We start from the raw sequence: 26,619 nt of genomic DNA on the forward strand, positions 1-26,619 counted from the left end.
TCAAATCGCCAATTCGTAATATTCGTGGGCTACACCGCCGCCGCCAAATTCGGACTTGAATCGAAACAGTCCGTCGTTCAGTACCAGGCCTGCCGATTCATTGCTCGTTCCAAAGTCGAAATACCGTGCTCCACTAGCGCGGGCTTCTTCTATCGTGGCGCCGAATACTGCGTCGAGCGCGCTAACCTCGTTGCCTCTCTCACTGGACGCGATGTATTGAGCGTGCCACACGCTTTTCGAGCAGAACAAAAGAACGCCTGCGATCACGCTATCGTCCATGACTGCGCAGCGAAGCTGAATCTCGTCTGGAAAGCGCGACGCGAGCAGGGCTATTTCGTCGGACGTGTGAACCGGAACAGCTTCGTAACGGCGCGCGAGCGTTTCGGTCAGAACCGCCCAGAATGCAGACAGATCATCGATAGCCGCACGTACAGAGACGGTCTTGCACGCCTTGCGCCTCGCACGCTTTCTACGCTCGCTGACGGGCCGCTGGTGTTGCAGATCGATCGTGCATGACAGATCGCATCGAACACGCTGCGCGCCATGACGGAAAAGCGCATACACATCGTCTTGCGAGGGAACCCGCGCGTAGATGTAGGGAACCACTTTGTAGACCAGTTTCCGGATACCACGGTCGCGATAGTGCTCCTTCAACGCGCCGATTGCGTCGATCATTCGCTGACCATGAAGCCAGCCGGCGTGTGCAATGCCACCGTATGTTGCGCCCGGATGACTCACGACGATATCCGGATCACCGGCAGCCCGCGCCGCTGGAAACAGACCCACCAAACGCCCGTCGTTCATTAGCAGGACGGAAGCGTCTTCGAAGCGTGCACCGTGGTACGACAGAAAGCGTCGCGTATGCAAGAGCGTTGCGTTGTCGCATTGGCGACACCACTCATCCCATGCCTGCGCGTGTTCGGCGCTGTAGTCGACGATATCGATGTTCACTTGATCAGTTCCGCCACACCGAAGCCCGTCACGCCAAAATCGTTGCCGTTATAAAAGCAGAAAGTTTTGTCACCGGCATCGACCACCGCCGCGTATTCGACCGTCTCGTTGTCCCAGCCGGATGCGGAAACGTCCAGTCCCATCTGCTCGTCTAGTCGCGTCCAGTGCCGACCATCGGATGATTCGGCGTACCCCATCCGATAACCCAGCGGCTGCTTCTTCCGGACGCTATAGAACATCTGGTAGCCGTCGCGCTTCTTGACCACGTAGGGCCGGCCGAACCCATGTTCGGCGTCGCGATTCATTTCGAAGACGCGGCGGCCCGCGTCGGGCCATACGATCCCGTCCGGGGACTCCAGATAATGGAGGTCGTAGACCGGCATGGCCTTTCCTTCCAGCGTCTCCCATTCGCTTCCCGCGACGTACCACATGCGGTAAATGCCGCCTTCGGCCAAGACAAATGGGCCTCCACGAATATGCAGTTCATGCGGCGATCTTTCCAGAATCGGCGTAGCTCGAAGACGTTCAAACGTCTCGCCGCCGTCGTGACTGATGGCAAGTCCGGTCAACAAACGGTAGCGGATTTGATGGCAAATCTCGAAGCCAACGTAATACATCGCCAACGTGCCATCTGGCCGCGCGAGCACACATGTCTGGAATACGCCATTGTCGTCAAAGGCACCCGGCACACCCACGTCGAGGACAGGGTCTGGCGATACGCGGAGCACGCGCGTTGGATCGCCGGCGTCGACGTCGACGAAGCCAATACGGCCAATGCCTTTTTCGTCACGCCCTTGCACGTAGAGGCGCAAAGTGCCGTCCGCCAGAAACAGCGGCGTCGGACACGACGCATGGGATCGGGCCCACCAAAGGTCGCCGTTCGGACACCAGACGACACCCAGCTTTCTCCATTCCATTTTTAGTCCGCGCGTACTTTGAAGAAGCGGCGAGCGCTTACCCTTGCAGGCTCGCTCTTGACATCGCCGTAGAGCTTGTCAGGTTCCGTGTCACTCGAGATCGAAACGCCGGGTCCGATCCAGTTGCTTTCGCCAATGTTGACGTTATTGCTGACCGTCGAATTGACACCCATGAAGGTATGGCGCCCTATGGTACAAAACCCGGAAATCACGACTTGCGATGAGATGAAGCAGTGACTGTCCACCTTGGTGTGATGCCCAATGTGATTGCCGCTCCAGAGCACGACATTGTCCTCAATACGGACAAACGGCTGCACGGTATTGTTCTCGAAGATAAAGCAGTGTTCGCCAATCGATGCATTCGGCCACACGAACGCTTTCGAACTGATATAGCTCGCGGGCTTGTAGCCCTTCCCCTTGCACGTTTCATAAAGGCGCGCACGCAGCCGATTCAGTTGCGAATAGACAATTGCCGCGTAGAAATTGACCCGCTCGGGCGGATAAAGCTCTTCGAGTCGCTCCAACGGCACCACCGGCAGATCGAACAGGCGGTCGCGCGTCATGAACTCCGATTCCACGGCGAAAGCGACCACGTTGTACTCCGAGTCGTGCGTAAAGTACTCGTAGGCAACTTCGGCGAATGCGCTGTCGCCAACGATAACCAGGTCTCGGGTCTTTTCCATTTGCGTCGCTTTTACGGTCGTTGGATCAGGATGTCTTCGCGACGATTCGCCATGGGCAACGCTCGCCCTTGTGGCAACACATAGGCATCGAACCCGGCGGATCGCGCTCTTTCGAGAATCGAGAAAACGATTGAGTCATCGATCTGGTCATGCTCGATCTGATTGAAGCTCACGATCGGGTCGTCGGCTGTGCGCATGAACTCCTTGTGAAAACGGACGCCCGTTTCGCTGGAGAAGAAGCGTTTGCGCTTGGACACATTCGGTATGTCGCCAAGCAACATCTGGCCTCCCGGCGCCAACAGGGACAGCGAATCGTCGAGGAAGCGGAAGAACGGTGCCTCCAGCACGATATATTGCAGAACGCTATAGCAAAGAATGACGTTTGCAGTCTCTCTGAGTCCGTCGATGAGGCCAGGGCAATCGGGGTAGCGCGCCGCAACCTTCGTGATGAATGGCCGATCGTCCAGTTGCTGCAACATTTCTTCGCTATCCACCAAGGTGAGCGAATGGCCGTTCTTCTCGCAAAGACCGATTAGCATGCCCGGAAGATCGCTACATCCTGGGCCGATGTCGAGCACGTTCTGTTTCGGAAGTTGCAGGTTGTCCAACTTGCCGACGATGTCCGCGAAAATGTGACTCTCGAACCCTTGACGATATTCGTCCGGAAAACCGATGCGCTCGTATTTCGACAACGAGTCGTCGCTAGCGAGCCGCCGGAAATCGTCGAAGCCGATCTGCGATGTGCGGTTCTTTGGTTGATTCATTGCGCGGACTCACGTGCGAAATAAGCACAAACGGATTCGATGACACGGTCCACCTGCGCTTCGGTCATTCCCGGAAAGCACGGCAACGTGACGATCTCGGCCGCGCTCTGTTCCGTCACCGGTAAATGTTGACGGGGCGAAGCGGACCGGCTCGTGTAAGCGGTCTGCCAGTGATCGGGAATCGGATAGTGCACTTCCGTTGCGATGTTCTGTTCGCCGAGATAGGCGCGAAATGAATCACGGTCGCGCACGCGAATGACGTAGAGATGGGCGACGTAATCCGCGTCGACGGATGAAGCGACCCTGGCCGGCAGTTCATTGAAGGCAGCGTTGTATCGACGCGCCACGGCTCTACGTTGCGAATTCCAGTCGTTCAGATGTGGCAACTTCTCCCGCAGAATCGCCGCCTGCACTTCGTCCATGCGGCTGTTCCGGCCGCCCGCCAGTTCCACGCTGTACTTGGCGCTCCATCCGTACTGACGCAGCATCTTCAGCTTCTGCGCAATCGCCTGGTCCGAGCATACGGCTGCACCGCCGTCACCCAGTGCACCCAGGTTCTTTGTCGGATAGAAACTAAAACAGCCGATGACGCCAAAGCCTCCCGCAATACGCCCCCCGCGCATCGCGCCATGAGCTTGCGCGCAATCTTCGACGACAGGAACCCCGGCTTGTGCTGCAATCGCAACGATTTCTTCGATAGCGGCGAGTTGCCCGTACAGATGCGTGACGAGAATCGCCTTCGGCTTCTCGCGCGAAAGCAGCTCGCGAAGGGCGGCCGGCGACATGTTCAGCGACGAAGCATCGACGTCGACGTAAAGCGCACGCGCGCCAATGGCATTGACCGCCGTGCTGCCGTAAAAGCCGGCGTTGGCCACCAGCGCTACGGAATCGCTGGGCGTTACATCTAGAGCCCGCAACGCGAGTTCTAGCGAGTCGGTTCCGTTAGCAAGTGCAACGCAGGTATCGACGCCGATATACTCGGCGAACTCCCGCTCGAAGTTTGTCACTTCATTGCCGAGGATGAACCAGTGACTGTCCGCCACACGGTTGAAGGCACCCGCGAGGTCGATGCCGCGATTCGAGGCTTCAATGGAAAACAGAGGGACCTTGCCGGCCATAGCGCACGTACCTCCGCAGTATGATTTACGTCATCGCACGCGAGCCGTGCGATGACTTCGATTAATGGTTACCGTGTGAAATGTGCCCGAATCAGGATCCGAGAAGGTGACGACGGCAAACGCTTATCATAACTCATGGCGAATGTCGATGTCACGTTTGGACGGTATTGGGCGGACGCTGGAAAGACGGGTCGTGAGCTTCGATTTCGATGCCACGTGATAGCGACATACGATGTGCCGGCAGAACGCGGCATGCCTTGATACGAAAAACCTAAACTCCTTCTAACTCCTCTCCCGTTCATCCGGCATATGCCGCCGCATAAAAACGTCGATGCCATCCACGCGCGACGAAGCAAACGCCCTAACCACCACAACACCCACGATACCCAAAACAACCACCACAGCCGGAATCTCGAACAAGGTCATATCCACGATAAACCTCCTCATAAACCAGGAGCAGCCACGGCGCGTCACAACATCGCCGCGGCCACGCCTCACACTCCCAGTCTACGAAGCCACACCTCACCCACCAAACGAGCATTTTTCATCGCTATGTGAGAAATACTCGCCGTAGCGCCAATCCAGCGCCACCGCTTTTTCAATGCCGCTCCGGATAGCGCAACCTCGAATGATTCCGGCCATAAGACATGTAAATAGTCATGCCGATCAGAAGCCACACAACAAGCCGCACCCACGTAACAAGCGGCAGCCCAGCCATGAGCAGCAGGCAAAACAAAATCCCCAGAACCGGCACGACCGGCACTCCGGGAACCCTGAAAGGACGCGAAGCATCCGAGTCACTGCGCCGCAAATAGATCACCGCGCCGCACACAAGAATGAACGCGAACAAAGTGCCAATACTGACCATCTCTCCCAGCACGCTGATCGGCGTCAGCGCCGCGACGATCGCAACGACCGAGCCAATCAGAATCTGGCTCAAATAAGGCGTTTGAAGACGCGGATGAACTCGCGCGAAAAGAGGCGGCAGCAAACCATCCGTCGACATCGTGAAGAAAATGCGGCTCTGCCCGTACAGCAGAACGAGAATCACAGTGGTCAGTCCTGTCAACGCACCGATCTTGATCAGAATCGAGAACCAGTCCACGCCGATGGCATCCACACCCTTGGCGATCGGATCAGGAACATTCAAATCAGCGTAAGGTACGAGCCCAGTGAGCACGCCTGCAACGAGGATGTACAAAATCGTGCAGATGATCAGCGACCCCAGAATACCGATCGGCATGTCCCGCTGCGGTTTCTTCGCTTCCTGCGCCGCGGTGGAAACCGCATCGAAGCCGATGAACGCAAAGAACACCACGGCCGAGCCGCGCAGGATCCCGCTCATGCCAAAGTTACCGAACTCGCCGGTATTCGCGGGAATAAACGGATGCCAGTTCGCCGGCTTGATAAAAAACGCGCCGAGCGCGATAAAAGCCACCACCACGACAAGCTTGACCGCCACCATGATGTTGTTGAGCCGCGCCGATTCCTTCGTACCGAGCACGAGCATGGTGGTAAGAATGGCGATGATCACGATCGCGGGCAGATTGACGATGCCTGTCGCGGTGGTGCCATCGGCTAGCTTGATGACGGTGCCGGGTGCAGTGGCTAGAACAGGGGGGATATTGATCCCCACGTTATGCAGCAAGCTGACGATATAACCGGACCATCCGACTGCGACCGTGGCTGCGCCCATCGCGTATTCGAGGATCAAGTCCCAGCCGATGATCCACGCGAAAATTTCACCCAGCGTGGCATACGTGTACGTGTAACTACTGCCGCATACCGGCAACATGGCAGCCAGTTCCGAATAGCAAAGACCGACGAACGCGCACGCAATGCCGCCGAGCACGAACGACAGGACGATGCTCGGGCCTGCGAATTGCGCTGCGGCGGTGCCCGTCAGAACGAAGATGCCGGCGCCGATGATGGCGCCGATACCCATCGCGGTAATGCTGGTGGCACCGAGTGATTTCGATAGTGCATGGCCTTCATCCGCGTCGGCGCTTCCCACAATATCGGCGACGGATTTTCGTGCCATGTAGCTCGTATCAGCCATGATGAGTCGTCCCGTTCAATTGGTGTTGGGCACGAGCCGACTCGGCTTGCTTCGGCTCGCGGAGCACGACAAAAACATCTGTTACTGAAAACTAGCGGGTAAGGTAAGGGGAATGGAAAATTCAGTGTATTCCGAATTAAAAGCAAAGTGAATATTTGATTCTGTCTCGTCCGCGGTCAAAGCTTTTGCTCGCGTTCGTAGGTAATCCTCAAATCTCCACCCGTGCCCCCAACTCGATCACTCGATTGGCCGGCAGCTTCAGATAAGCCGCGACGTTACCCACGTTATGCAACATGACCGAGAACAAACGCTCTCGCCACATCGCCATGCCGCTATCACGAGTCGGCACGAGAGTCGCGCGGCTCAGGAAGTAGGAAGTCTCCGCCGGCTCGAATGCCAAACCGTACGCCTTGCAAACTTCAAGTGCGCGCGGCAGATCGACTTCATCCATGAAACCATACGTGATTGTGACCTGGTAGCATTCCGAATCGAGTGGATGCACGCTCACACGCTCACTGGCGGGAACCCACGGTATCTCCTCGTTGTTCACCGTCACGAACACAACCCGTTTGTGCAACACGCGGTTATGCATCAGATTGTTGATCAACGAATGCGGCACACCGTCAGGATCCGGCGACAGAAAGATCGCCGTGCCACCGCAACGAATCGGCGATTCCTTCAGCAGTGTCGCCAGATAAGGCTTGAGCGGCGTCGTCCCGGCTCTCACGCGCGCTTCGGCACGCATCATCTCCCAGCCTCTTCCCCAGGTCGCCATGATCGTGTAGATGATCAGCCCGACCAGAAGCGGGAACCAGCCGCCTTCCATCAGCTTCAGTAGATTTGCGGAGAAGAATGCCGCGTCGATCATGAAGAAGAAGCCGGTCGCGAATACGCATAGAAACCAGTTGTAATGCCACGCATAGCGAATGACGAAGAACGTAAGAATGGTGGTGATCAGCATTGTGCCGGTCACCGCAATACCGTACGCGGAGCCGAGCGCCGTGGATGAACCGAAGCCGACCACCGCTGCCACGACGGCAGCCAGTAACGTCCAGTTAATGCCCGGCACGTAGATTTGCCCCATCTCCCTTTCCGATGTATAGACGACGTTCATGCGCGGAAGAAAGCCGAGTTGCATCGCCTGCTTCGTCATCGAATACGTACCCGAGATAACGGCTTGCGACGCGATCACGGTCGCGACCGTCGAGAGCACGATCATCGGATACAGCGCCCATTGCGGAAACAGTTTGTAGAACGGATTTTGCAGCGCGCCCGGATCGGCAAGCAGCAACGCGCCCTGCCCGAGATAGTTCAGCGCGAGTGCTGGAAACACGAGGCTGAACCACGTCAGCCGGATTGGCCTCGCGCCGAAATGTCCCATGTCGGCATATAGCGCTTCGGCGCCGGTCAACGACAGAACGACCGCGCCCAAAGCAACGAACGCCAGCCACCGATGATGCAGGCAGAACGCCAGCCCCGCGAGCGGATTGAGCGCGACGAGAATCGCGGGCGCCCGCATCATGTTGACGACGCCCACCACGGCAAGCACGATGAACCAAAGCACCATCACCGGTCCGAACACGATGCCGATACCGGCCGTGCCATGCTTCTGCATCAGGAATAATGTGACCAGCGCAACCAGCGTCACGGGAATCACACAGGTTTTGAGGAACGGCGCGGCCACTTCGAGACCTTCGACCGCGCTCAGCACCGAGATCGCCGGCGTAATCACACTGTCGCCGTAAAAGAGCGCCGCGCCCATAATGCCGATGCCCAGTAACGTATGGCGCAAGCGCGGGCGCGCAGAAACCGACGACGCGGCCAGCGCCAGCAGCGCCATAATCCCGCCCTCGCCGTGATTGTTCGCGCGAAGAATCAACGTGACGTATTTGAGCGAGACGACGACGATCAGCGACCAGACGATCAGCGACACAATGCCGACCACATTCAGCGCGTTGAGCGACAGCCCGTTGACTGGATTGAACACCGTCTGCAGCGTGTACAGCGGGCTGGTGCCGATGTCGCCGTACACCACACCTAATGCTGCAAGCGCGAGTGCAGGCATCGCCGGGCGGTGATGCCCGCGCCCGCCGGAATGGCCCGCATCGGGCGCGGCGGATACTGACTGGCTCATGTCTCGCTCCAGTTTCGCGTTCTCGCGGTGCAACATAAGGCTTGGGCCGGTGCACGCGCGGAACCGATTCATGCTTTTATCAGGCCTCGTTTTTCGAGGAGTCGCCTGCGCCCCCAATAGTCAGCATCGCGGAAGCAACTTTCGTACGAGAAACGGGCGTCCCGTCCCTGATGCTTCACGCGCATTCATATTGTTCTAATGTGGTGCGTACCTGCCCTCCGCGGACGTGCCCTGTCTCTTTTTCCCGAAAGGACGGTGTGCCACTAATTCAACATATACCATCGGCGGTTTGCCACGCTACTGATACGTGAAGTAGCGACCGATTTCTTTCCTGGGCAGACACGCAAGGCGCAAGCACCATTACATAAACCTTTCGACATGGTATGCTCGCACCTGTCTTTGGGGAGTAGCCGGCTTCTACCCAGAAGCGCCTGCATCAACATTCTCGGTCGCGCAGACCGTGGTGCAGGCAGCCCTTTGGTTGGCAAGACCATCGACACACCACGCGACCGGTCGGGCGCGGCGGTGTGTCGCGGTTTTCCGCCCGACCACGAGCCCTCCTCTCATGAATCCTGTCGCCACGCTGTTCCTTGCTTTCGCCATGTCCACCGACGCCTTTGCGGCCGCAATCGGCAAAGGCGCCACGCTCAATCGTCCTCATTGGCGCGAAGCTGTCAGGACGGGACTCATCTTCGGCGTCATCGAAGCACTAACGCCCCTGGTCGGCTGGTTTCTCGGCAAAGCTGCAGCGCAATACGTCTCGGCATGGGATCACTGGATCGCGTTTTCGCTCCTATTGGTCCTCGGTGCCCGCATGATTTTCAACAGCTTTAACACCAAGGAAATCGAAGAGACGAAGCCGTCGGCTCACTCGTTCTGGTTGCTGGCGCTGACCGGCTTTGCCACGAGTATCGACGCCATGGCGGTCGGTGCGGGCCTCGCTTTCGTGGACGTCAACATCTATTCCACTGCCGCCGCGATCGGTCTCGCCACCATGGCGATGGTCACGATCGGCGTGATGCTCGGCCGCGTCATCGGGCATGTGGCGGGCAGGCGCGCGGAACTGGCGGGTGGCGTGGTGCTGATCGGCATTGGCAGCACGATCCTGGCTGAGCATCTGAACATCATCGGCTAGACGATGTTTGACGGCGGCCCGCTGATCTCCATTTCTTTCGGCGCAATCGGCGTCGGGCGCCGCCAGCCGCCTGTATGATGGCGGGTTCGCGTCCGATCCGAAGGTCCGACCTGAAGTCCACGCAAACGCATCCATTCACGACAACCCAGAGGAAGATTGGCATGACGGCCGCAACGCAATTCGATCAGGTTTCCATTGTTAAACGAGCCAACGTCTATTTCGACGGCAAGTGCGTCTCGCACACCGTTCTGTTCGCCGACGGCACGCGCAAAACGCTCGGCGTGATCCTGCCGGGCGCGCTCAACTTCGGCACCGACGCGCCGGAACTGATGGAAGTGCAGGCCGGCCAATGCCGCATCCGCCTCGAAGGCAGCGACGAGTGGAAGACGTATGCTGCGGGCGAGTCGTTCTCGGTGCCCGGGAAAAGCCGCTTCGATATCGACGTGATCGAAACACTCGACTACGTCTGCAGCTATCTGTAAAACGTGTCGCGTTGCACGACGTTGGAATGACGCGCTCTAAATCTCCGGTTTAGAGCGCGGGCTTCTCATAAAGAACGCACGTGGATTGCAGCAGCGTTACGTTACCGACGGCACGCCACGTGCCTCATGTTCGCTCAGCCACGCACTGACGTGTCTCTACATTGTTCAACAGCGCCTCAAAATCCTCGATAGGAAGCGGGCGGCAGAAATAATAGCCCTGATACGCGTAGCATCCCGCTGCAGCGAGGAAATCCCGCTGAGCCTCGGTCTCGACGCCTTCGGCGATCACACCCAAACCGAGGCTGCGCGCAAGCGCCACGATGGTTCTGGCAATCACGGCGTCGTTGGAATCGACCAGGACGTCGCGCACAAATGAGCGGTCGATCTTCAACTGATCCAAAGGCAGGCGCTTCAAATAGGACAGCGACGAATAGCCGATGCCAAAATCGTCGAGTGCAAAGACAATGCCTTTCGCTTTCAACGCACTCATCTTCTCGATGATGTCCTGCACGTTGTCGACCAGCACGCTTTCCGTCAGTTCCAGTTTCAACCTGTCGGGCCGCGCGCCGGTGCGGCCGATAATCGTCAATACGTTGTCCACGAAATCGGCTTTGCGGAACTGCTGGATGCTGACATTAACCGCAATCGTAAGATGCGCCATGTCGGGCCGCATAGCCCATCGCGCCAGTTGCGCGCAAGCGGTCTCCAGCACCCAGCTTCCCAGCGCAACGATCAGTCCGGTCTCTTCAGCCAGCGGAATGAACTCGGCGGGCGGCACGATACCGCGCTGCGGATGCTGCCAGCGCACCAGCGCTTCCGCGCCTGTCACTCGCGTACCCACGACCTGCGCCTGGTAGTGGAGCAGGAACTGATTGTCCTCGATGGCATTGCGCAAGCCCGCTTCCAGCGCGGCTCGCTGCACCACGACGGTTTGCATGTCTGGATCGAAGAAACGCACGGCATTGCGTCCTCGTTCCTTGGACTTGTACATCGCGAGGTCGGCCTGCTTGAGAAGTTCGTCGATCGAGGCCTGATGCCCTCTGAACACCGTGGCGCCGATACTCGCACTCGTGCGGTACTCGATCTTGCCAAGGTGATACGGACTGCCCAGAACAGCGAGGATTCTTTCGCCCACGGCCTCCGTCTGGTTGGCTGCCTCCTGCCGGTTCTTGTGCAGGTTGCCGAGCACCACCACGAACTCGTCGCCGCCCACTCGTGCCACGGTGTCGCTTTCGAGTACGCTGTCTGCCAGACGCTGCGCCACTTGCTGCAGCAGCAGATCGCCCTTGTCGTGGCCCAAGGTATCGTTCAACGTCTTGAAGTGATCCAGGTCGATGAACAGCAGCGCGCCACACGCTTCGTTGCGGGCACTGGCCGTGATCGCCTGCCTCAGGCGATCCAGTAGCAGGGTGCGATTGGGCAACCGGGTCAGCGCATCGAAGAAGGCCAATTCCTTGATTCGTTCTTCCGCGATCTTGCGTTCGGTAATGTCGTGATGCGTGCCGACATAGTGACTGACAGTGCCGTTGTCGCTCATCACGGCGGAGATCGTGAGCCATTTCGGGTACACCTCGCCGTTCTTGCGGCGATCCCAGACTTCTCCTTGCCATCCGCCCGCACTGTGAATCTCTTCCCACATCTCCTCGAAGAATGCGTCGTCGTGGCGGCCGGATCGAAGCACGCGCGGTGTCTGGCCCACGATCTCCTCGGCGGTATAGCCGGTACATTCGGTGAAAGCCGAGTTCACGCGCAGAATGGTGGCGCTCGCGTCGGTGATCATCATCGGTTCCATCGAGTCGAATGCGACAGCGGCAATGCGCAGTTCAGCCTCGACCTGTTTGCGCTCGGTAATGTCGCGGCCGCTCGTGCGAAAGCCGATGAACTCTCCCTTGGAATCGGTAATGGGAACCCAGGACGCGGACAGCCACATGAGCGAGCCGTCCTTGCGAACGCAGCGAAACTCGAGGTCATCGCCGCGCAAACCCTGTAGCGCCTTCTGGAATTCAGGCGCCACGCGGGGAATGTCCGCGGGATAAATCACGGTGCCTGCAAAATCCGGTAAGGCCATGCACTCGTCGACCGTATAGCCGATGTACGCCTCCACCGCCGAGTTGATCCAGCGCGGCTTGCCATCGGGTCCCCACCAGATTTCCCAGTTGACCGTACAGTCGGCAATCGCGCGGAATTTCTCCTCGTTCTCGCGCAATTCTTTTGTCATTGCCGAGGCGAGCCGCATCGCGCGGCCCCGGCCGGTCATCATCAGCCAGGTGAGCAGCGCCAGCAGCAGGCTTAGGCCCGTGCCGGTGCTAGCGATAGAGAGCGCGGCGTTACGGCCGAAGCGAGCCTTGAAGTCGTCCTGGGCGCTCATCGAGAGTGTCCAGTCATGCCCGCCCACAACCAGATATTCGTTGGCCGACATGTCCGCGGCCCGATGATGACCGGGCGCCTCAGGCGTCTTGTGCAACAGCGCGGCGGCCGACATTTCGACGCCGTCGTAGATAGCGATAGTGAGACCGGGTGGCTGCTCGCCGTACAGGCTGGCGATGACATCGTGCATGCGGAACGACGCGAACACCCAGCCGACCAGGTGCGCGCGGCGCTGGGCGACGCTGTCTTGTGGCTGGCCTCGTGCATAGATCGGCAGGTACATGATGAATCCGGGGCGAGCATTGCCGGAATCCACCGAGAGACGGACCTTCCCGGAAAGGGTCGCCATGCCGGAGTCGCGCGCCTGCTCCAACGCACGCCGCCGCACCGGGTCGGCCCATGCATCGAACCCGGGCGCCGCGCGATTGATACCGATGAACGGCTCGCGCTGGATGATGGGCGCGTAGTCCTCGCGCGAGCCTTTGGGCTCGATCGCGTAGTCGGGCACGCCCTGCCGGCGCATCGAAGCTATATGCTCGACCTTTTGCGTCGCCGGCACCCAGGCGACGACACCGATCGCCTGGATGCCGGAGAAGTTGGCGTCGAGATTGAGCGTGCCGACGTAGTCACGAAACCGGTCGCGGTCGATCTCGCCTGTCGCGGCGAACAGGCTCTGCACACCGCGTAGCAAGAGCTCGTACGTGCCCATGCGCTGCTCGATGCGGCTGACCGCGTCGCCCAGCGAATAGTTGAACTGGGACAGCAGTTCTTGACGGGCAGCTTGCCGCTCATGGTCCCACAGCATCCACGTCACGCTGAGCGCGGCGGAGAGGACCAGAAACGGAAGCAGGACGAGGCGTGCCCAGTTCACGGCTGGGTCTTGAAATCGACCATCGAATCGGCGAGGTCAGGTTTGAAATACTTCTCGAAGATGCGCCGCACAGTGCCGTCCGCACGCATCTCATTCACCAGCGCGCGCCACTTTTCCCGCTCGGCCGGCGACAGTGCCTTCTTCGACATGATGAGGCCGTGACGCACGGCGGGGTCGTCGAATTCCACGATGGTGGTTACGTCGCGGATTTTCTTTTCATCGATTGCAGGGTAATCGAAAGGTTCGATGATCATGCCTTGAATGCGCCGGAGAATCAGCGCCTGATACAGCGGCTCCAGACCGCCGGCCTGGCTGACGCGGTTTTCGGCCGACAGCTTGTCGACCAGCCGGTTGGCCGAGTCGCTATAGCGGAAGCTGCGGATCACGCCGAGCTGAAACTGGTCGTTGTGCTCGAAGTCGGCAAGCCGATGAATTCCAGCGTCCTTGCGCACCAATAGGTAGTACTTGTTGCTGAAGTACCAGGCGAAGTCCGCGTACTCATTACGCTCGTCGTTGGCAATGCCCGACAGGCTGAAATCCAGTCCGCCGGATTCAATCAGCTTCCAGATCCGGGCTCGCGACATCAGGCTGACTCTGATCTGGCAACCGCTGCGGCGAATCAGCTCGTCAGCGAAGTCCTTGTCGATGCCGGTATCGGTGTCGACGGAATAGAGCAGGCCGTGATCGTGTAAAGCGAGCGTAAACGAACGCGAACACTCGGGACCCGCGGCCATGGCGCTGCCCACGCAGCTTAGCGCCAGCAACAAACCGCCGAGGCATTGTCGAATCACAGTGTCTCCGTCGTACGAAGATGACTTGAGTACCACATTCAATTTCCCGACGACGAAGCCGACGAGATACTGCTATCTGGTCAATTTGAATGCGGCCAATGAGATGCTTTTTTTACGGACTGGCCAGCATACACCTGTCCGTAGTGCCAGCGGAACATTCAACCGGAGGCGCTCTTCACGCAATATCGGCAATGGGCTGCAATTCTTGAGGCGGCGGTTGTTATTTTTTGCGTGGGAGCGGATTCTGTCGATTTGGAGAACTTCCATGACCAATCCGGACATTCGCGAGATCATCGGTTCATGTCGTTTGGCACGACGCCGAATAAGGCTCTTGACTGAGTAAGCACGATTCCCCAACCAATGGCACTATTCTCCCCACCCTGCTAGATTTCCACTCAGCCGAAACATTGATCGGGAGAGATCGATGGCCGACAGACCGACTTCCAACGCCTCCACAGTCCGTTCGCTGGTCCTGATTGCCGTCGTCGTGGCCGCGCTGGCCGCGGCCTTCGCCTATACGGCCGGTTGGCTCTCGCCGGGACGTCTCACGCCGGCAAAGATCGTCAACGGTCTCGCGCCGCCGGGCGGCGCGGCGCTCGGCTTCCGGCGCAATCATGCCAAGGGCATCTGCTTTACCGGTACATTCGAATCGAATGGCGGAGCTGCGACCCTCTCGAAGGCGCCAATGTTCGCGCCAGGCTCGTATCCGGTCACAGGACGATTCAATCTCGCTACGGCCGACCCCAAAGCGCCGGACGCCACGGTTAGGGTGCGAGGCCTCAGCCTGCGCATCGCCGGACCGGATGGAAGCGAATGGCGCACGGCGATGATCGACGCGCCCTTCTTCCCGGTCGCCACACCGCAGGCGTTCTACGCTCTGCTTCAGGCGTCGGCCAACAGCAGCGATCCGGACGCGATGAAGAATTTCGTCGCCGCGCACCCGGAGTTCGGCACGTTCGTCGGCTGGGCCGGCAGCGCGCCGTGGACGGCCTCGTACGCGCAGGACCGCTACAACAGCCTCAATAGCTTCATCTTCACGAATGCCCAGGGGCAGGAGCAGCCCGTGCGCTGGTCCTTCGTACCGGCCGCGCAGCCCGAGGCCGTTTCCCCCGACCAGCTGAAGGCAAAAAGCGCCGACTTCCTCGCCGCGGATATCACGCAACGGGTGCAGAGCGCCCCGCAACGCTGGACGCTGGTCATCACGGCCGCCAATCCCGGCGACCCGACTGCCGACCCCAGCAAAGCCTGGCCGGAAGACCGTCGCAAGGTGGAGGCGGGCACGCTGGTGGTCAACGCGATCGAGTCCGAGGCCGACGGCCCGTGTCGCGATCTCAACTTCGATCCCACGGTCCTGCCTTCCGGCATGCACGTCTCGGACGACCCGTTTCCGGCCGCGCGCTCAGCCGCCTATTCCGTCTCGTTCAACCGGCGGACCGCCGAGGATAAGGACTATCCGCGCCATCCGGCGGGAGGAGCCACGCCATGACGACCCCGATCCACGCTCGCTTCACACCGCTGCAACGCGCGCTTCACTGGCTCATGGCGGTCTGCATTCTGGCGATGCTGTTCATCGGCGTCGGAATGGTGTCGACCGTTCGGCCGGATTATCTTTCGCTGGTGTCGATCCACAAGCCTCTGGGCATTGTGATTCTCGTGCTGGCGCTGATTCGCCTGGTCGTGAGGTTGACGCGCGGCGCGCCGCCGCTGCCGGCGTCGATGCCGGAACCGATGAAACTCGCCGCCCGCCTCTCGCATCTCGCGTTCTATCTATTGATGATCGGACTGCCGCTGATCGGCTGGGGCATGTTGTCGGCGGCGGACTATCCCGTCGTAGTGTTCGGGATACATTTGCCGCCCATCCTGCCGCATAGCAACGGTCTGCACACGCTGCTATGGAACGCACACCGGGCGCTCGCATTGTGTTTCTTCGCGCTAATCATGCTGCACCTCGCGGCAGCGCTTCTGCACGCGCTTGTGAGACGTGACGGTGTATTCGAGGCGATGGCATCCTGGTCGAAGCGGTGAGACGCGCGCCTCCAGCGATTGAAACGAAGCGGGCGACCTGAACAGGCCGCCCGCTTCTAACTCCACTCGGTTACCGCATCGCCACGCTTACCGCACCTTCCCCTGTTTCCACGCAGTCAGCAGCTGATCATATTTGACCGTTTCGCCTTTCGGCTTCTCGTTCGTCAGCTTCTTCCACGGTGCGTGCTGATCCGACAACCATTTGTCCGGAGAGCTTTCCGGATTCAGCTCCGGCGCGCAGACCTTCATCCCCGCGCGCTGCAAACGGCCCAACACCTGGTCCATTTCCTTCGCCAGATTGTCCATCGCGGCTTGCGGTGTCTTTTCGCCGGCGACTGCCGTCGCGACGTTCTTCCACCACAGTTGCGCCATCTTCGGATAATCGGGCACGTTGTTGCCGGTCGGCGTCCACGCGACACGCGCCGGGCTTCGATAGAACTCGATCAACCCGCCGTACTTGTCCGCGTTCTTCGTAAAGTAATCGCTATGAATGTCGGAATCGCGGATGAACGTGAGACCAGTAATCGACTTCTTCAGCGAGACGGTTTTGGACGTGACGAACTGCGCGTATAACCACGCGGCAGCGCGCTGGTTCGGCGGCGTCGACTTGAAGAAGGTCCACGAACCGACGTCCTGATAGCCGTTCTGCATGCCGTCCTTCCAGTACGGACCGTGCGGCGATGGCGCCATCCGCCACTTCGGCGTGCCGTCCGCGTTGGTCACGTTGCCGGGTTTCAGCATCGATGCGGTGAACGCGCTGTACCAGAAGATCTGCTGGGCGATCTTGCCTTGCGCCGGCACCGGTCCCGCTTCGTTGAACGTCATTCCCGAGGCTTCGGGCGGCGCGAATTTCTTCAGCCAGTCGATGTATTTGGTGGTCGCGAACACCGCGGCCGGACTGTTCGTACCGCCGCCGCGCGAGACCGACGCGCCCACCGCATGGCAACCGTCCGGCGTGACGCGCACGCCCCATTCATCGACCGGCATGCCGTTCGGAATGCCCTTGTCGGCTTCGCCCGCCATCGAGAGCCATGCATCGGTAAAGCGCCATCCCAACGACGGGTCTTTCTTGCCGTAGTCCATGTGCCCATAGACTTTTTCGCCGTCGATATTCTTCACGTCGTTCGTGAAGAATTCGGCGATGTCCTCATACGCGGACCAGTTCACCGGGACGCCCAGCTCGTAGCCGTATTTCGCCTTGAACTTGTCCTGCAGGTCCTTGCGCGCGAACCAGTCGGCGCGGAACCAGTAAAGATTCGCGAACTGCTGGTCGGGCAATTGATAGAGCTTCTTGTCCGGCGCGGTCGTGAAACTCGTGCCGATGAAGTCTTTGATGTCCAGACCAGGGTTCGTATATTTCTTGCCTTCGCCGGTCATATAGTCGGACAGCGGCATGATCACGCCATAGCGATAATGCGTGCCGATCAGGTCGGAGTCGGAAATCCAGCCGTCGTAAATGCTCTGCCCGGATTGCATCGACGTCTGCAGTTTCTCGACGACGTCGCCTTCCTGAATGATGTCGTGCTTGACTGAAATGCCGGTGATTTCGGTGAACGCCTTGGCGAGCGTTTTCGATTCGTACATGTGCGTGTCGAGTGTTTCGGACACCACGTGCACTTCTTTGACGCCTGCCGATTTCAGCGTCGCAGCGGTATCGATGAACCACTTCATCTCGTCCATCTGCTGCTGTTTCGATAGCGTGCTGGGCTGGAATTCGCTATCGACCCACTTCTGCGCTTCGGGCGTGCCGGCGATCGCCGCGTGGCTCGTGAAGCCAGTCGCGATGACGCCTGCCACGGCGAGCGTGACGATTCGTCTCCTCTGTTGCATGGCTCTCTCCTGTGTCTCCGCACCCCTTGGATCAACTGCCGAGGTCCGCCCGGGGCATCAACGGAACCGGTCTGTCCAGATACGCAAACCTTCAGGACGCAACGCTGTTCATCCTTTCCACATGACGATCAGCAGCACGAGCATCGACGCCGCGAAACCGGGCCACGCGCTCGCATGTTCCGCGCTGATGCCGATCCACGCGAGATTGATATACGCGGCAATCAGCAATCCGATAAACAGCCGGTCGCCACGCGTGGTGCCGATCGGCAGGAAGCCTTTGCGTTCGACGGTGGGCGAGCGGATTTCCCACACGGTCATGCCCGCCAGCATCACCACGATGCAGCCGAAAAAGATCGCCACTTCCGCTGTCCAATACATCCACGTGAGCATCAGACTCTCCCCATCGCAAAGCCCTTCGCGATGTAGTTCCGCACGAAATAGATGACGAGCGCGCCGGGCACGATGGTCAGCACGCCTGCCGCCGAGAGCACGCCCCAATCCATCCCCGCCGCCGATACCGTGCGCGTCATCACGGCGGCAATCGGCTTGGCGTTGACGGTGGTGAGCGTGCGCGCGAGCAGGAGTTCGACCCAACTGAACATGAAACAGAAGAACGCGGTCACGCCGACCCCCGACTTGATCAGCGGCAGGAAAATCTTCACGAAGAACGCGGGGAACGTATAGCCGTCGATGTAGGCGGTTTCGTCGATTTCACGCGGCACGCCCGACATGAAACCTTCGAGAATCCATACCGCGAGCGGCACGTTGAACAGCATGTGCGCGAGTGCGACCGCGATATACGTGTCCATCAAACCGACGCTCGAATACAGCTGGAAGAACGGCAACAGGAACACGGCGGGCGGCGTCATCCGGTTGGTGAGCAGCCAGAAGAACATGTGCTTGTCGCCGAGAAAGCGATAGCGCGAGAACGCGTACGCGGCAGGCAGCGCGACCAGCACCGACATCACCGTGTTCATCAGCACGTAGATGATCGAGTTGATGTAGCCCCAGTACCAGGACGGGTCGGTGAAGATGACCTTGTAGTTGTCGAAGGTCACGTGATGCGGCCAGATCGCGAACGCCGACATCGTCTCTTCGTTCGTGCGCAGCGAGATCGACAGCATCCAGTAGAGCGGAATTAGCGCGAACAGGATGTACCCCGTCAGCACGACCACGCGCATCCAGCGATTACTGTGCATAGTCGTCTCCGCTGCTGGCCGGGCCGCCTTTTCCGACGCGCTCCATCCAGTTGTACAGAATGAAACACAGCAACAGGATGATCAGGAAGTAGATCAGCGAAAACGCCGCCGCCGGGCCGAGGTCGAATTGACCGACCGCTTTTTGCGTCAGGTACTGCGACAGGAACGTGGTCGAATCGCCCGGGCCGCCGCCCGTCAACACGAACGGCTCGGTGTAGATCATGAAGCTGTCCATGAAGCGCAGCAGCACGGCGATCATCAACACGCCGCGCATCTTCGGCAGCTCGATATAACGGAACACGGCGAAGCGGCTCGCGCCGTCGATTTCGGCGGCCTGATAGAAGGCGTCGGGAATCGCGCGCAAGCCGGCATAGCAGAGCAGCGCGACGAGCGGCGTCCAATGCCAGATGTCCATCACAAGCACCGTGATCCACGCGGCGGCGGGACTGGCCGTGTAGTTGTATTCGACGCCCGCGTGATTGAGTGCATAACCGAGCAGGCCGATATCCGGCCGCCCGAAAATCTGCCAGATCGTGCCGACCACATTCCATGGGATCAGCAGCGGCATGGCCAGCACGACCAGCGAAGCCGACGCGCGCCAGCCCGAAGCGGGCATTGCGAGCGCAAGGCCGACGCCGAGCGGAATCTCGAACAGCAGCACGCACGCGGAGAAGATGATCTGCCGCCCGAGCGCACCGCGCAGGTCGTCGTCGTTGATGATCGCGCGAAACCACTCGGTGCCGACGAACACATGTTGCGTCGGGCTGATGATGTCCTGCACCGAATAGTTGACCACCGTCATGAGCGGCAAGATGGCGGAAAACGCGACGCAGATGAACACCGGCACGACCAGCAGCCACGCTTTCTGGTTGACGGGCTTGTTCATCGCGCGATCCTTTCATCGTTGCTGAAGAACACGGTTTCCGCCGTGGCGAGCTTCAACCAGACCGCCCCTTCGCCGACCCGCACATGCGGCTCGACTTTTGCCCTGAAGACGTGGCCGTCGCACTGCGCAGTAACGAGTTGGTAATTGCCGAGTTGCTGCACGCGCAGCAGGTGCGCTTTCACCGCGCCGGCCTCACCGTCGCTCACCACGCGCACGAACTCCGGGCGAATGCCGAGCGTCAGCGTGCCGTTGGCGTGCTTCAGCGTATCGAGCGTAGGCGGGTCGAGTCGTAAATGCTGCGTGCCGATCTTGATGCCGTCGGCGTTCAGTTCGATCGGGCAGAGATTCATGCCCGGGCTGCCGATGAAATAGCCGACGAACGCATGATCGGGCCGCAAAAACAGCGCGCCCGGATCGCCTTTCTGCACGACACGGCCGTTCGTCATCACGACGACTTCATCCGCGAAGGTCAGCGCCTCGACCTGATCGTGCGTCACGTAGATCAACGTCAGCTTCAGTTGCTGATGGATCTTCTTCAACTGACGACGCAGGATCCACTTCATATGCGGATCGATAACGGTCAACGGTTCATCGAACAGGATCGCGGCGACGTCCTTGCGCACGAGGCCGCGCCCAAGCGAGATTTTCTGCTTCGCATCCGCCGAGAGATTGTTCGCCTTGCGCGGCAATTCACGCGTCATGTCGAGAATTTCCGCGACTTCGTGAACACGCTGTTTGACGTCATGCGCCGACATTTTCCGGTTGCGCAGCGGGAACGCGAGGTTGTCGAACACGCTCATCGTGTCGTAGATCACCGGGAACTGGAACACTTGCGCGATGTTGCGTTCGCGCGGGCTTTTCGCCGTGATGTCGCTGCCGTCGAACAGCACCTTGCCTTCCGACGGCGTCACGAGACCGGACACGATGTTGAGCAGCGTGGACTTGCCGCAACCGGACGGCCCGAGCAATGCATACGCGCCGCCGTCTTCCCAGACCATGCTCATCGGTTGCAACGCGTAGTCATCGAGCGTGGCGGGGTTGGGTGCGTAAGCGTGCGCGAGATTCTGGAACTCAATGCGCGCCATGAGCGGCCTCCGGGCCAGACACCAGCGTCGTGTCCGCGCCGAACACGAACAGTTCGTCGGGGTCGATGTACACGTCGAGTTCCGTACCGAGATCGATCTGATGCACGCCTTGCAGTTGCGCCACCAGGTCGATGCCGCCCTGCCGCGTGTGCAGATGCAGATAGGTTTCGGAGCCGCTCAATTCGGCCAGTTCGAGCCGGCACGGCACGGCGACGGAGCGCGGTGTCCGCGGCGCCAGTCGCAGATGACCGGGGCGCACGCCGATGCGGAACGTTTCGTTCTCACGAACGGCCCGCGCGCTGGCCCGCCCGAGCGGCACGTCGATGCCGATCGGCAGGCGCGCGGTGCCGTCGGCGGTGAGATCGCTGGCGAGCATGTTCATCGGCGGATCGTTGAAGACGGCCGCGACGTCGATATTGGCGGGCGCGTTGTACACATCGAGCGTCGGGCCGTGTTGCAGCACGCGCCCCTTGTCGACGATCGCCGTATAGCCGCCGAGCAGCAGCGCTTCGAGCGGTTCGGTCGTCGCGTAGACGACGGTGGTTTTGCCGTCCGCGAACAGCGTCGCCAGTTCGACGCGCAATTCCTCGCGCAGCTTGTAGTCGAGATTGACGAGCGGTTCGTCCAGCAACACCAGCGACGAGCGCTTGACCAGCGCCCGCGCCAGCGCGCAACGCTGCTGCTGGCCGCCCGACAGTTCGCCGGGGCGCCGTTGCAGCAGGTGATCGATGTGGAGTTTGGCGGCGACTTCGTGAACGCGCCTTTTGACTTCGTCGGCGTGCGTATTTTGCAGCTTCAGCGGCGACGCGATGTTGTCGAACACGGTCATGGCCGGATAGTTGATGAACTGCTGGTAGACCATCGCGAGGTTGCGCTGCCTGACGCTGACGCCGGTCACATCGTTGCCGTCGGCCAGCACCCGGCCCGAAGCCGGGCGGTCGAGCCCGGCCATCACGCGCATCAGCGTGGTCTTGCCGGCTTGCGTCGGTCCAAGAAGCACGTTGATCGCGCCGGGGACAAGCCGCAGATCGACGCCGTACAGGTGCGTCTGAGCGCCCGAAACGACTGTCACGCGCTCCAGTTCCAAGACCAAATCGCTCTCCTTTGTTCTAGTGCGTCTCCGGTGCTGCGGGTGCCTTCTGGCTCATTTTGGGCGGATGGCAAGGCGCGCCCCTTTTTCTGAAAGGAAATCAAAACAACGGATTCGATGTTCCTTTTTGTTCGTTTACGTTTAAATTGGTGTTAACCATACAATCGGTCGACGACGAAGTTCGCTGGCGTTTACCGTATCGATAACGATTGCTTTCGTTGAATATGCTATTTGACGCAAATCGTAATCTGGGTGTCAGCCTAACAGAATGGCAATCAGTCTGATGGATTGCCTGCTCGCGTCGCGCGGATAGGACGCAGGTTTGGCGCGCATGGTCAAATGGGGCTTTTGAGGAGGACCGCATGAGTGCTGTCAACGATAAAGAAGCCGCTGACCGGACCGTCAAGCTCTACTCGGTACGCGACTTTTTCCGCAGGCCCGAGAAACACCAGTTCACGATTTCGCCGGATGGCCGGCATCTCTCGTTCTTGACCCGGCACGCCGGCCGCCAGAACATCTTCGTTCAGGAAGTCGGCCCCGATGGCTCTCCGCTCGGAGACGCGCGGGCGCTGACCAACGAAACCGAACGTGACGTACCCGGGCACGCCTGGAAAGGCAACGACCGCATTCTGTTCGTCAAAGACTTTGGCGGCGACGAAAACTATCACGTGTTGTCCGTGCCGATTCATGGCGGCGAACCGGTCGACCTGACGCCATTCGACGGCGTCAAGGCAAGCATCGTCGACGATCTCAGGGATGATGACCGCCACATCCTGATTCAGATGAACCGGCGCGACCCACAGGTATTCGACGTGTTTCGCGTCGACGTGGTCACGGGCGCATTCACCCCGATCGCTGAAAACCCCGGCAACATCATGGGTTGGATGACCGACCACGCCGGCAGCCTGCGCGTCGCCACGGCCTCGGACGGCGTCAACACAACGCTGCTGTATCGCGATACCGAAACCGAACCGTTCCGCCCGATCCTGACGACCAACTTTCGCGAAACGGTGTCGCCGCTATTCTTCACCTTCGACGATCGGCGCTTGTACGTGCTCTCCAATCGAGGCCGGGACAAGACGGCCATCTTCGAGTTCGACCCGCAAACCGCGCAGGAGGGCGAGCTGCTGTTCGAAACCGAACACGTGGACGTAGGCGGCATGACTTTTTCGACCCATCGGCGCGTATTGACTGCCGCGTGGTATGTGGATGACCGCCTGCATCGGCATTTCTTCGACGAGTGGGCTCGCTCGATCCACGAGGACCTGGCGCGTCAGTTGCCCGGCCAGGAAATCGCGATCACGAGCATCACACGCGACGAATCGCGCGCGATCGTGCACGCTTCGAGCGACCTGTCGCCGGGCTCGATCTGGACATACGATATCGCCAGCCGTCATCTGTCCAGGCTCACTGAGCTCATGCCCTGGCTCGACCCCGCCGATATGGCACGCATGGAACCGATCCACTTCGCCGCGCGCGATGGGTTGCAGATCAACGGCTATCTGACGTTGCCCGCGGGTATCGAACTCGGGCAAAAGCTGGAGCGCCCGCTTCCATTGATCGTCAATCCGCACGGAGGACCTTGGGCGCGCGATTCGTGGGGATTCAATCCCGAAGCGCAATTGCTCGCCAATCGCGGGTATGCCGTCTTGCAGTTGAACTTCCGCGGATCGACGGGCTATGGACGCGCGTTCTGGGAAGCGAGCTTCGGTCAATGGGGCAAGACGATGCAGGACGACATCGACGACGGTATCGACTGGCTCGTCGGGCAAGGTCTGGTTGACCCCGCGCGCGTGGGCATCTACGGCGCGAGCTACGGAGGCTATGCGGTGCTCGCCGGCGTAGCGTTCACACCTACGCGCTATGCGGCTGCAGTGGATTATGTCGGCGTCTCGAACCTGTTCACGTTGCTCGAATCGTTGCCGCCGTATTGGAAGCCGATGCTCGACATGATGTACGAGATGATCGGCAATCCGCAAACCGAAACGGGCAAGCAGGCGCTGCACGATGCATCGCCGCTATTTTTTGTGGATCGGATCGTGACGCCGCTATTCGTCGCGCAAGGCGCGAACGATCCGCGAGTCAAGCAAGCCGAAAGCGACCAGATCGTGAGCGCGCTGCGCGAGCGTGGGATCGACGTCAAGTACATGCTCAAAGACAACGAAGGGCACGGCTTCCACAACGAAGAAAACCAGTTCGAGTTCTACGAAGCCATGGAAGCCTTTCTTGCGCAACATCTGGGGGGCCGTTCGGGGGCGTAGCGTCAAGGAATCTGCGTGGGACGGCGGCCGACGCAAACTCGCGGCGGCCTGCCGTGCCGGACACGACAGGCCCATGCCGATTTAAAGTCCTCTCAAGAACGCCACTAGCAAGTCGCTTACTTCGGCCGAACGTTCCCGCTGAATCCAATGACCCGCGCCATCGAGAATATGGCAGCCGCGCAATCCGGGCAGCACGCGTGTCAGGTTCTCGATACGCGCCTGCGAGCCCGGAAACTTGAGAACATCGTCTCTCGCGCCCGCCACGAACATCGAAGGCTGACGGATCACGGCTCCTCGCCATGCGGCCATTAGTTCCGACGAGCGTCGAATACCGCGGTACCAGTTGAGTCCGCCTCTGAAACCCGTGCGCGCGAACTCGCCCGCCACATAAGCGATCTCTTCGCTGGTGAGCCAGCCTGGCAGCGTTTCGGGGTCGACGGTATTGTCGAGGAAACCTGCGCCGGGCGCTAATATTCCCGCCACGACGCGCTCGGGTCCATCGCCTGACATGCTGAAAGTGATGCGTCGAATCGCGGCTTCGGAGTCGGCCTCGAACTCACGCTCGGCTACACCGGGGGTCTGGAAGTACTGCATATAGAATGTTCGTATTCCTTGGCGATCCAGTGCGCTAAGCAAATCCTCCCGTGCGGGCGGATAAAACGGCACACTCATGCCGACAACGGCACGGAACAGATCCGGCCGCAACATCGCCGAATTCCAGGCGACCGGCGCGCCCCAATCGTGGCCGACGATCACAGCCTCGCTTTCACCGAGCACGTTGACGAGTTCGACCATGTCGCCGACGAGATGCAGCATCGTGTACGAGTCCGCGTCCGGCGGCGCATCGGTGCCGCCATAGCCGCGCATATCGGGTGCGACGGCGCGGAAGCCCGCAGCGGCGAGCGCCGCCAACTGATGTCGCCAGGAGTACCAGGACTCCGGAAAGCCATGGCATAGCAGCACTAGCGGACCGCTGCCCTGGATGGCCACACGCATGCGCAGTGCGCCCACCTGCAGTGTCTCGAGGCGCAGTTCGTGCAAGGTCGGCTCCATGAGTTCAGTTAGCCTGGCAAGCAAGGCGGAGCGCCAATGACGAGGAGTCGGTTTCGATCGTCCGAGTGTTCATTGTCTTCCGCTCCCGATGCGCTTCATATGGGCGCCGTATGTAAGCGCTCCAGCGAATCAGGCAACCCTGACAGACCATTTTGCCGAGTTGCCCATTCGCCCACCTCAAGGGGATATTCGTACGCGTACCTCGTTGTTGATCCGCTCGTGAATGGCCTCGCAATGGCGAACTAGCGCCGGACGCGAGAGCACGTACTGCTTCAACGGCGTGTCGATACGGTAGTAGTAGATGTTCGCGACAAAGCCATAGATCGCCGCGTCGACAGTTGTCGGCTCGGGGCCAAAAACGAATCCGTCGTTGCCAAGCAGATCCGCCACGACACGCAGATCGTCGATACCTCTCGCATAGACCTGCTCCGGCTCATAGCGGCCAATGCCCTGATAGTGATAGCGCAACCGGTTGTATTCGCGCGCGGCTTCGAGATCGCTCGCACTCACGTCTTCGTGTGTTGCGAGAATGGCGTCGCGGAAAGACGGCCAGAAGCGGTCGTCGCGCCAGCGTGAAAAGCTCATCGGCCAGTACAGGTCGTCGAGCGTTCTTCGCACCAGGAAGTCGAGATTCGATTGCCCCGGCGAAAGCGCGTGGTCGATGCGCAGGTCGTACCGGCGCTTTAAATGGGCGATGATCCCATCGCTATCGCCGATCGTTTCTTCGCCATCGACCAGATACGGCAACTGTCCGCGCGGCGCAAGGCTCGTGTCGAGGATGTGCCGATGCTCGAACTCCATCCCGCACAGACGCATGAACGCGAATACCTTGAGACCGAAGGGATTGTTGTCGGCGACGCCGAACAGGTCGGGATAGGAATAGAGCGTCAGCATGAGGCACTCCTCGCCGGGGACCGT

At 59.9% G+C, this 26,619-nt stretch carries 23 protein-coding genes and 1 riboswitch; of the genes, 5 read left to right on the forward strand and 18 right to left on the reverse strand.

The window, feature by feature from the left end; genetic code table 11:
• From B0G75_RS27360 to B0G75_RS27390, 8 genes are all read right to left on the reverse strand, one after another.
• Positions 1–951, reverse strand: a complete 951-nt coding sequence (locus tag B0G75_RS27360; protein ID WP_106313127.1) for a GNAT family N-acetyltransferase — start codon at positions 949–951, stop codon at positions 1–3.
• Positions 948–1,763 (reverse strand): hypothetical protein, encoded by an 816-nt coding sequence (locus tag B0G75_RS27365; protein WP_258194723.1) that lies wholly within the window; start codon positions 1,761–1,763, stop codon positions 948–950. The genes B0G75_RS27360 and B0G75_RS27365 overlap by 4 nt, the downstream gene beginning before the upstream one ends.
• A gap of 107 nt (positions 1,764–1,870) precedes the next feature.
• Complete coding sequence (locus B0G75_RS27370; RefSeq protein ID WP_106313133.1) at positions 1,871–2,551, reverse strand: acetyltransferase; 681 nt, start codon at positions 2,549–2,551, stop codon at positions 1,871–1,873.
• An 11-nt stretch (positions 2,552–2,562) separates the two neighbouring features.
• The gene (locus B0G75_RS27375) at positions 2,563–3,243 is read right to left on the reverse strand and encodes a class I SAM-dependent methyltransferase (RefSeq protein WP_258194724.1); all 681 of its coding nucleotides are present in this window, start codon (positions 3,241–3,243) and stop codon (positions 2,563–2,565) included.
• Positions 3,244–3,311: 68 nt separating this feature from the next.
• A complete protein-coding gene (locus B0G75_RS27380; protein WP_106313139.1) occupies positions 3,312–4,433 on the reverse strand; it encodes a DegT/DnrJ/EryC1/StrS aminotransferase family protein in 1,122 nt (373 codons plus the stop codon).
• Positions 4,434–4,715: 282 nt separating this feature from the next.
• On the reverse strand, positions 4,716–4,865 hold the full coding sequence (locus tag B0G75_RS40820) for a hypothetical protein (protein ID WP_181309363.1): 150 nt from the start codon (positions 4,863–4,865) through the stop codon (positions 4,716–4,718).
• A gap of 166 nt (positions 4,866–5,031) precedes the next feature.
• Complete coding sequence (locus B0G75_RS27385) at positions 5,032–6,492, reverse strand: amino acid permease (RefSeq protein ID WP_106313142.1); 1,461 nt, start codon at positions 6,490–6,492, stop codon at positions 5,032–5,034.
• Between the two features lie 208 nt (positions 6,493–6,700).
• On the reverse strand, positions 6,701–8,626 hold the full coding sequence (locus tag B0G75_RS27390; protein ID WP_106313345.1) for a potassium transporter Kup: 1,926 nt from the start codon (positions 8,624–8,626) through the stop codon (positions 6,701–6,703).
• Between the two features lie 389 nt (positions 8,627–9,015).
• Positions 9,016–9,181, forward strand: a riboswitch (yybP-ykoY riboswitch).
• 10 nt (positions 9,182–9,191) lie between these two features.
• Here B0G75_RS27390 and mntP point away from each other — a divergent pair.
• Both mntP and B0G75_RS27400 read left to right on the forward strand, forming a co-directional pair.
• The gene (gene mntP / locus B0G75_RS27395; RefSeq protein WP_106313145.1) at positions 9,192–9,761 is read left to right on the forward strand and encodes a manganese efflux pump MntP; all 570 of its coding nucleotides are present in this window, start codon (positions 9,192–9,194) and stop codon (positions 9,759–9,761) included.
• Positions 9,762–9,922: 161 nt separating this feature from the next.
• Positions 9,923–10,243: a pyrimidine/purine nucleoside phosphorylase gene (locus B0G75_RS27400; protein ID WP_012428513.1), complete on the forward strand. Its 321-nt coding sequence runs from the start codon at positions 9,923–9,925 to the stop codon at positions 10,241–10,243.
• 124 nt (positions 10,244–10,367) lie between these two features.
• Here B0G75_RS27400 and B0G75_RS27405 read toward each other — a convergent pair whose 3' ends face one another.
• Positions 10,368–13,481, reverse strand: coding sequence for an EAL domain-containing protein (locus tag B0G75_RS27405; protein WP_106313147.1), 3,114 nt, complete (start codon positions 13,479–13,481; stop codon positions 10,368–10,370).
• Positions 13,478–14,272: an ABC transporter substrate-binding protein gene (locus tag B0G75_RS27410; RefSeq protein ID WP_106313150.1), complete on the reverse strand. Its 795-nt coding sequence runs from the start codon at positions 14,270–14,272 to the stop codon at positions 13,478–13,480. The genes B0G75_RS27405 and B0G75_RS27410 overlap by 4 nt, the downstream gene beginning before the upstream one ends.
• A 424-nt stretch (positions 14,273–14,696) precedes the next feature.
• Here B0G75_RS27410 and B0G75_RS27415 point away from each other — a divergent pair, with 424 nt between their 5' ends.
• Together B0G75_RS27415 and B0G75_RS27420 are read left to right on the forward strand one after the other, a co-directional pair.
• A complete protein-coding gene (locus B0G75_RS27415) occupies positions 14,697–15,758 on the forward strand; it encodes a catalase family peroxidase (protein ID WP_106313153.1) in 1,062 nt (353 codons plus the stop codon).
• Entirely contained in the window at positions 15,755–16,297 is a 543-nt protein-coding gene (locus tag B0G75_RS27420; protein WP_106313156.1) for a cytochrome b, read from the forward strand. The genes B0G75_RS27415 and B0G75_RS27420 overlap by 4 nt, the downstream gene beginning before the upstream one ends.
• 87 nt (positions 16,298–16,384) lie before the next feature.
• Here B0G75_RS27420 and B0G75_RS27425 read toward each other — a convergent pair whose 3' ends face one another.
• From B0G75_RS27425 to B0G75_RS27450, 6 genes are all read right to left on the reverse strand, one after another.
• Positions 16,385–18,127 (reverse strand): ABC transporter substrate-binding protein, encoded by a 1,743-nt coding sequence (locus tag B0G75_RS27425; RefSeq protein WP_106313159.1) that lies wholly within the window; start codon positions 18,125–18,127, stop codon positions 16,385–16,387.
• A gap of 108 nt (positions 18,128–18,235) precedes the next feature.
• On the reverse strand, positions 18,236–18,517 hold the full coding sequence (locus B0G75_RS27430) for a DUF2160 domain-containing protein (protein ID WP_106313162.1): 282 nt from the start codon (positions 18,515–18,517) through the stop codon (positions 18,236–18,238).
• Positions 18,517–19,326 (reverse strand): carbohydrate ABC transporter permease, encoded by an 810-nt coding sequence (locus B0G75_RS27435; protein ID WP_106313165.1) that lies wholly within the window; start codon positions 19,324–19,326, stop codon positions 18,517–18,519. The genes B0G75_RS27430 and B0G75_RS27435 overlap by 1 nt, the downstream gene beginning before the upstream one ends.
• Positions 19,316–20,212 (reverse strand): carbohydrate ABC transporter permease, encoded by an 897-nt coding sequence (locus tag B0G75_RS27440; protein WP_106313168.1) that lies wholly within the window; start codon positions 20,210–20,212, stop codon positions 19,316–19,318. Before B0G75_RS27440 ends, B0G75_RS27435 begins: the two co-directional genes overlap by 11 nt.
• Positions 20,209–21,297: an ABC transporter ATP-binding protein gene (locus B0G75_RS27445; RefSeq protein ID WP_106313171.1), complete on the reverse strand. Its 1,089-nt coding sequence runs from the start codon at positions 21,295–21,297 to the stop codon at positions 20,209–20,211. Before B0G75_RS27445 ends, B0G75_RS27440 begins: the two co-directional genes overlap by 4 nt.
• Positions 21,284–22,390, reverse strand: a complete 1,107-nt coding sequence (locus B0G75_RS27450; protein WP_106313174.1) for an ABC transporter ATP-binding protein — start codon at positions 22,388–22,390, stop codon at positions 21,284–21,286. The genes B0G75_RS27445 and B0G75_RS27450 overlap by 14 nt, the downstream gene beginning before the upstream one ends.
• Positions 22,391–22,749: 359 nt before the next feature.
• Here B0G75_RS27450 and B0G75_RS27455 point away from each other — a divergent pair, with 359 nt between their 5' ends.
• Complete coding sequence (locus B0G75_RS27455; protein ID WP_106313177.1) at positions 22,750–24,648, forward strand: S9 family peptidase; 1,899 nt, start codon at positions 22,750–22,752, stop codon at positions 24,646–24,648.
• Between the two features lie 81 nt (positions 24,649–24,729).
• On the opposite strand, the gene B0G75_RS27460 is transcribed toward B0G75_RS27455, so the two are convergent.
• Positions 24,730–25,689, reverse strand: coding sequence for an alpha/beta fold hydrolase (locus B0G75_RS27460; protein WP_258194726.1), 960 nt, complete (start codon positions 25,687–25,689; stop codon positions 24,730–24,732).
• Positions 25,690–25,878: 189 nt separating this feature from the next.
• Positions 25,879–26,595, reverse strand: coding sequence for a glutathione S-transferase C-terminal domain-containing protein (locus B0G75_RS27465; RefSeq protein WP_106313181.1), 717 nt, complete (start codon positions 26,593–26,595; stop codon positions 25,879–25,881).
• Positions 26,596–26,619: the final 24 nt, after the last annotated feature.

It is taken from the genome of Paraburkholderia sp. BL18I3N2 (genome assembly GCF_003001875.1).
In the GTDB taxonomy this organism is placed as follows: domain Bacteria; phylum Pseudomonadota; class Gammaproteobacteria; order Burkholderiales; family Burkholderiaceae; genus Paraburkholderia; species Paraburkholderia phytofirmans.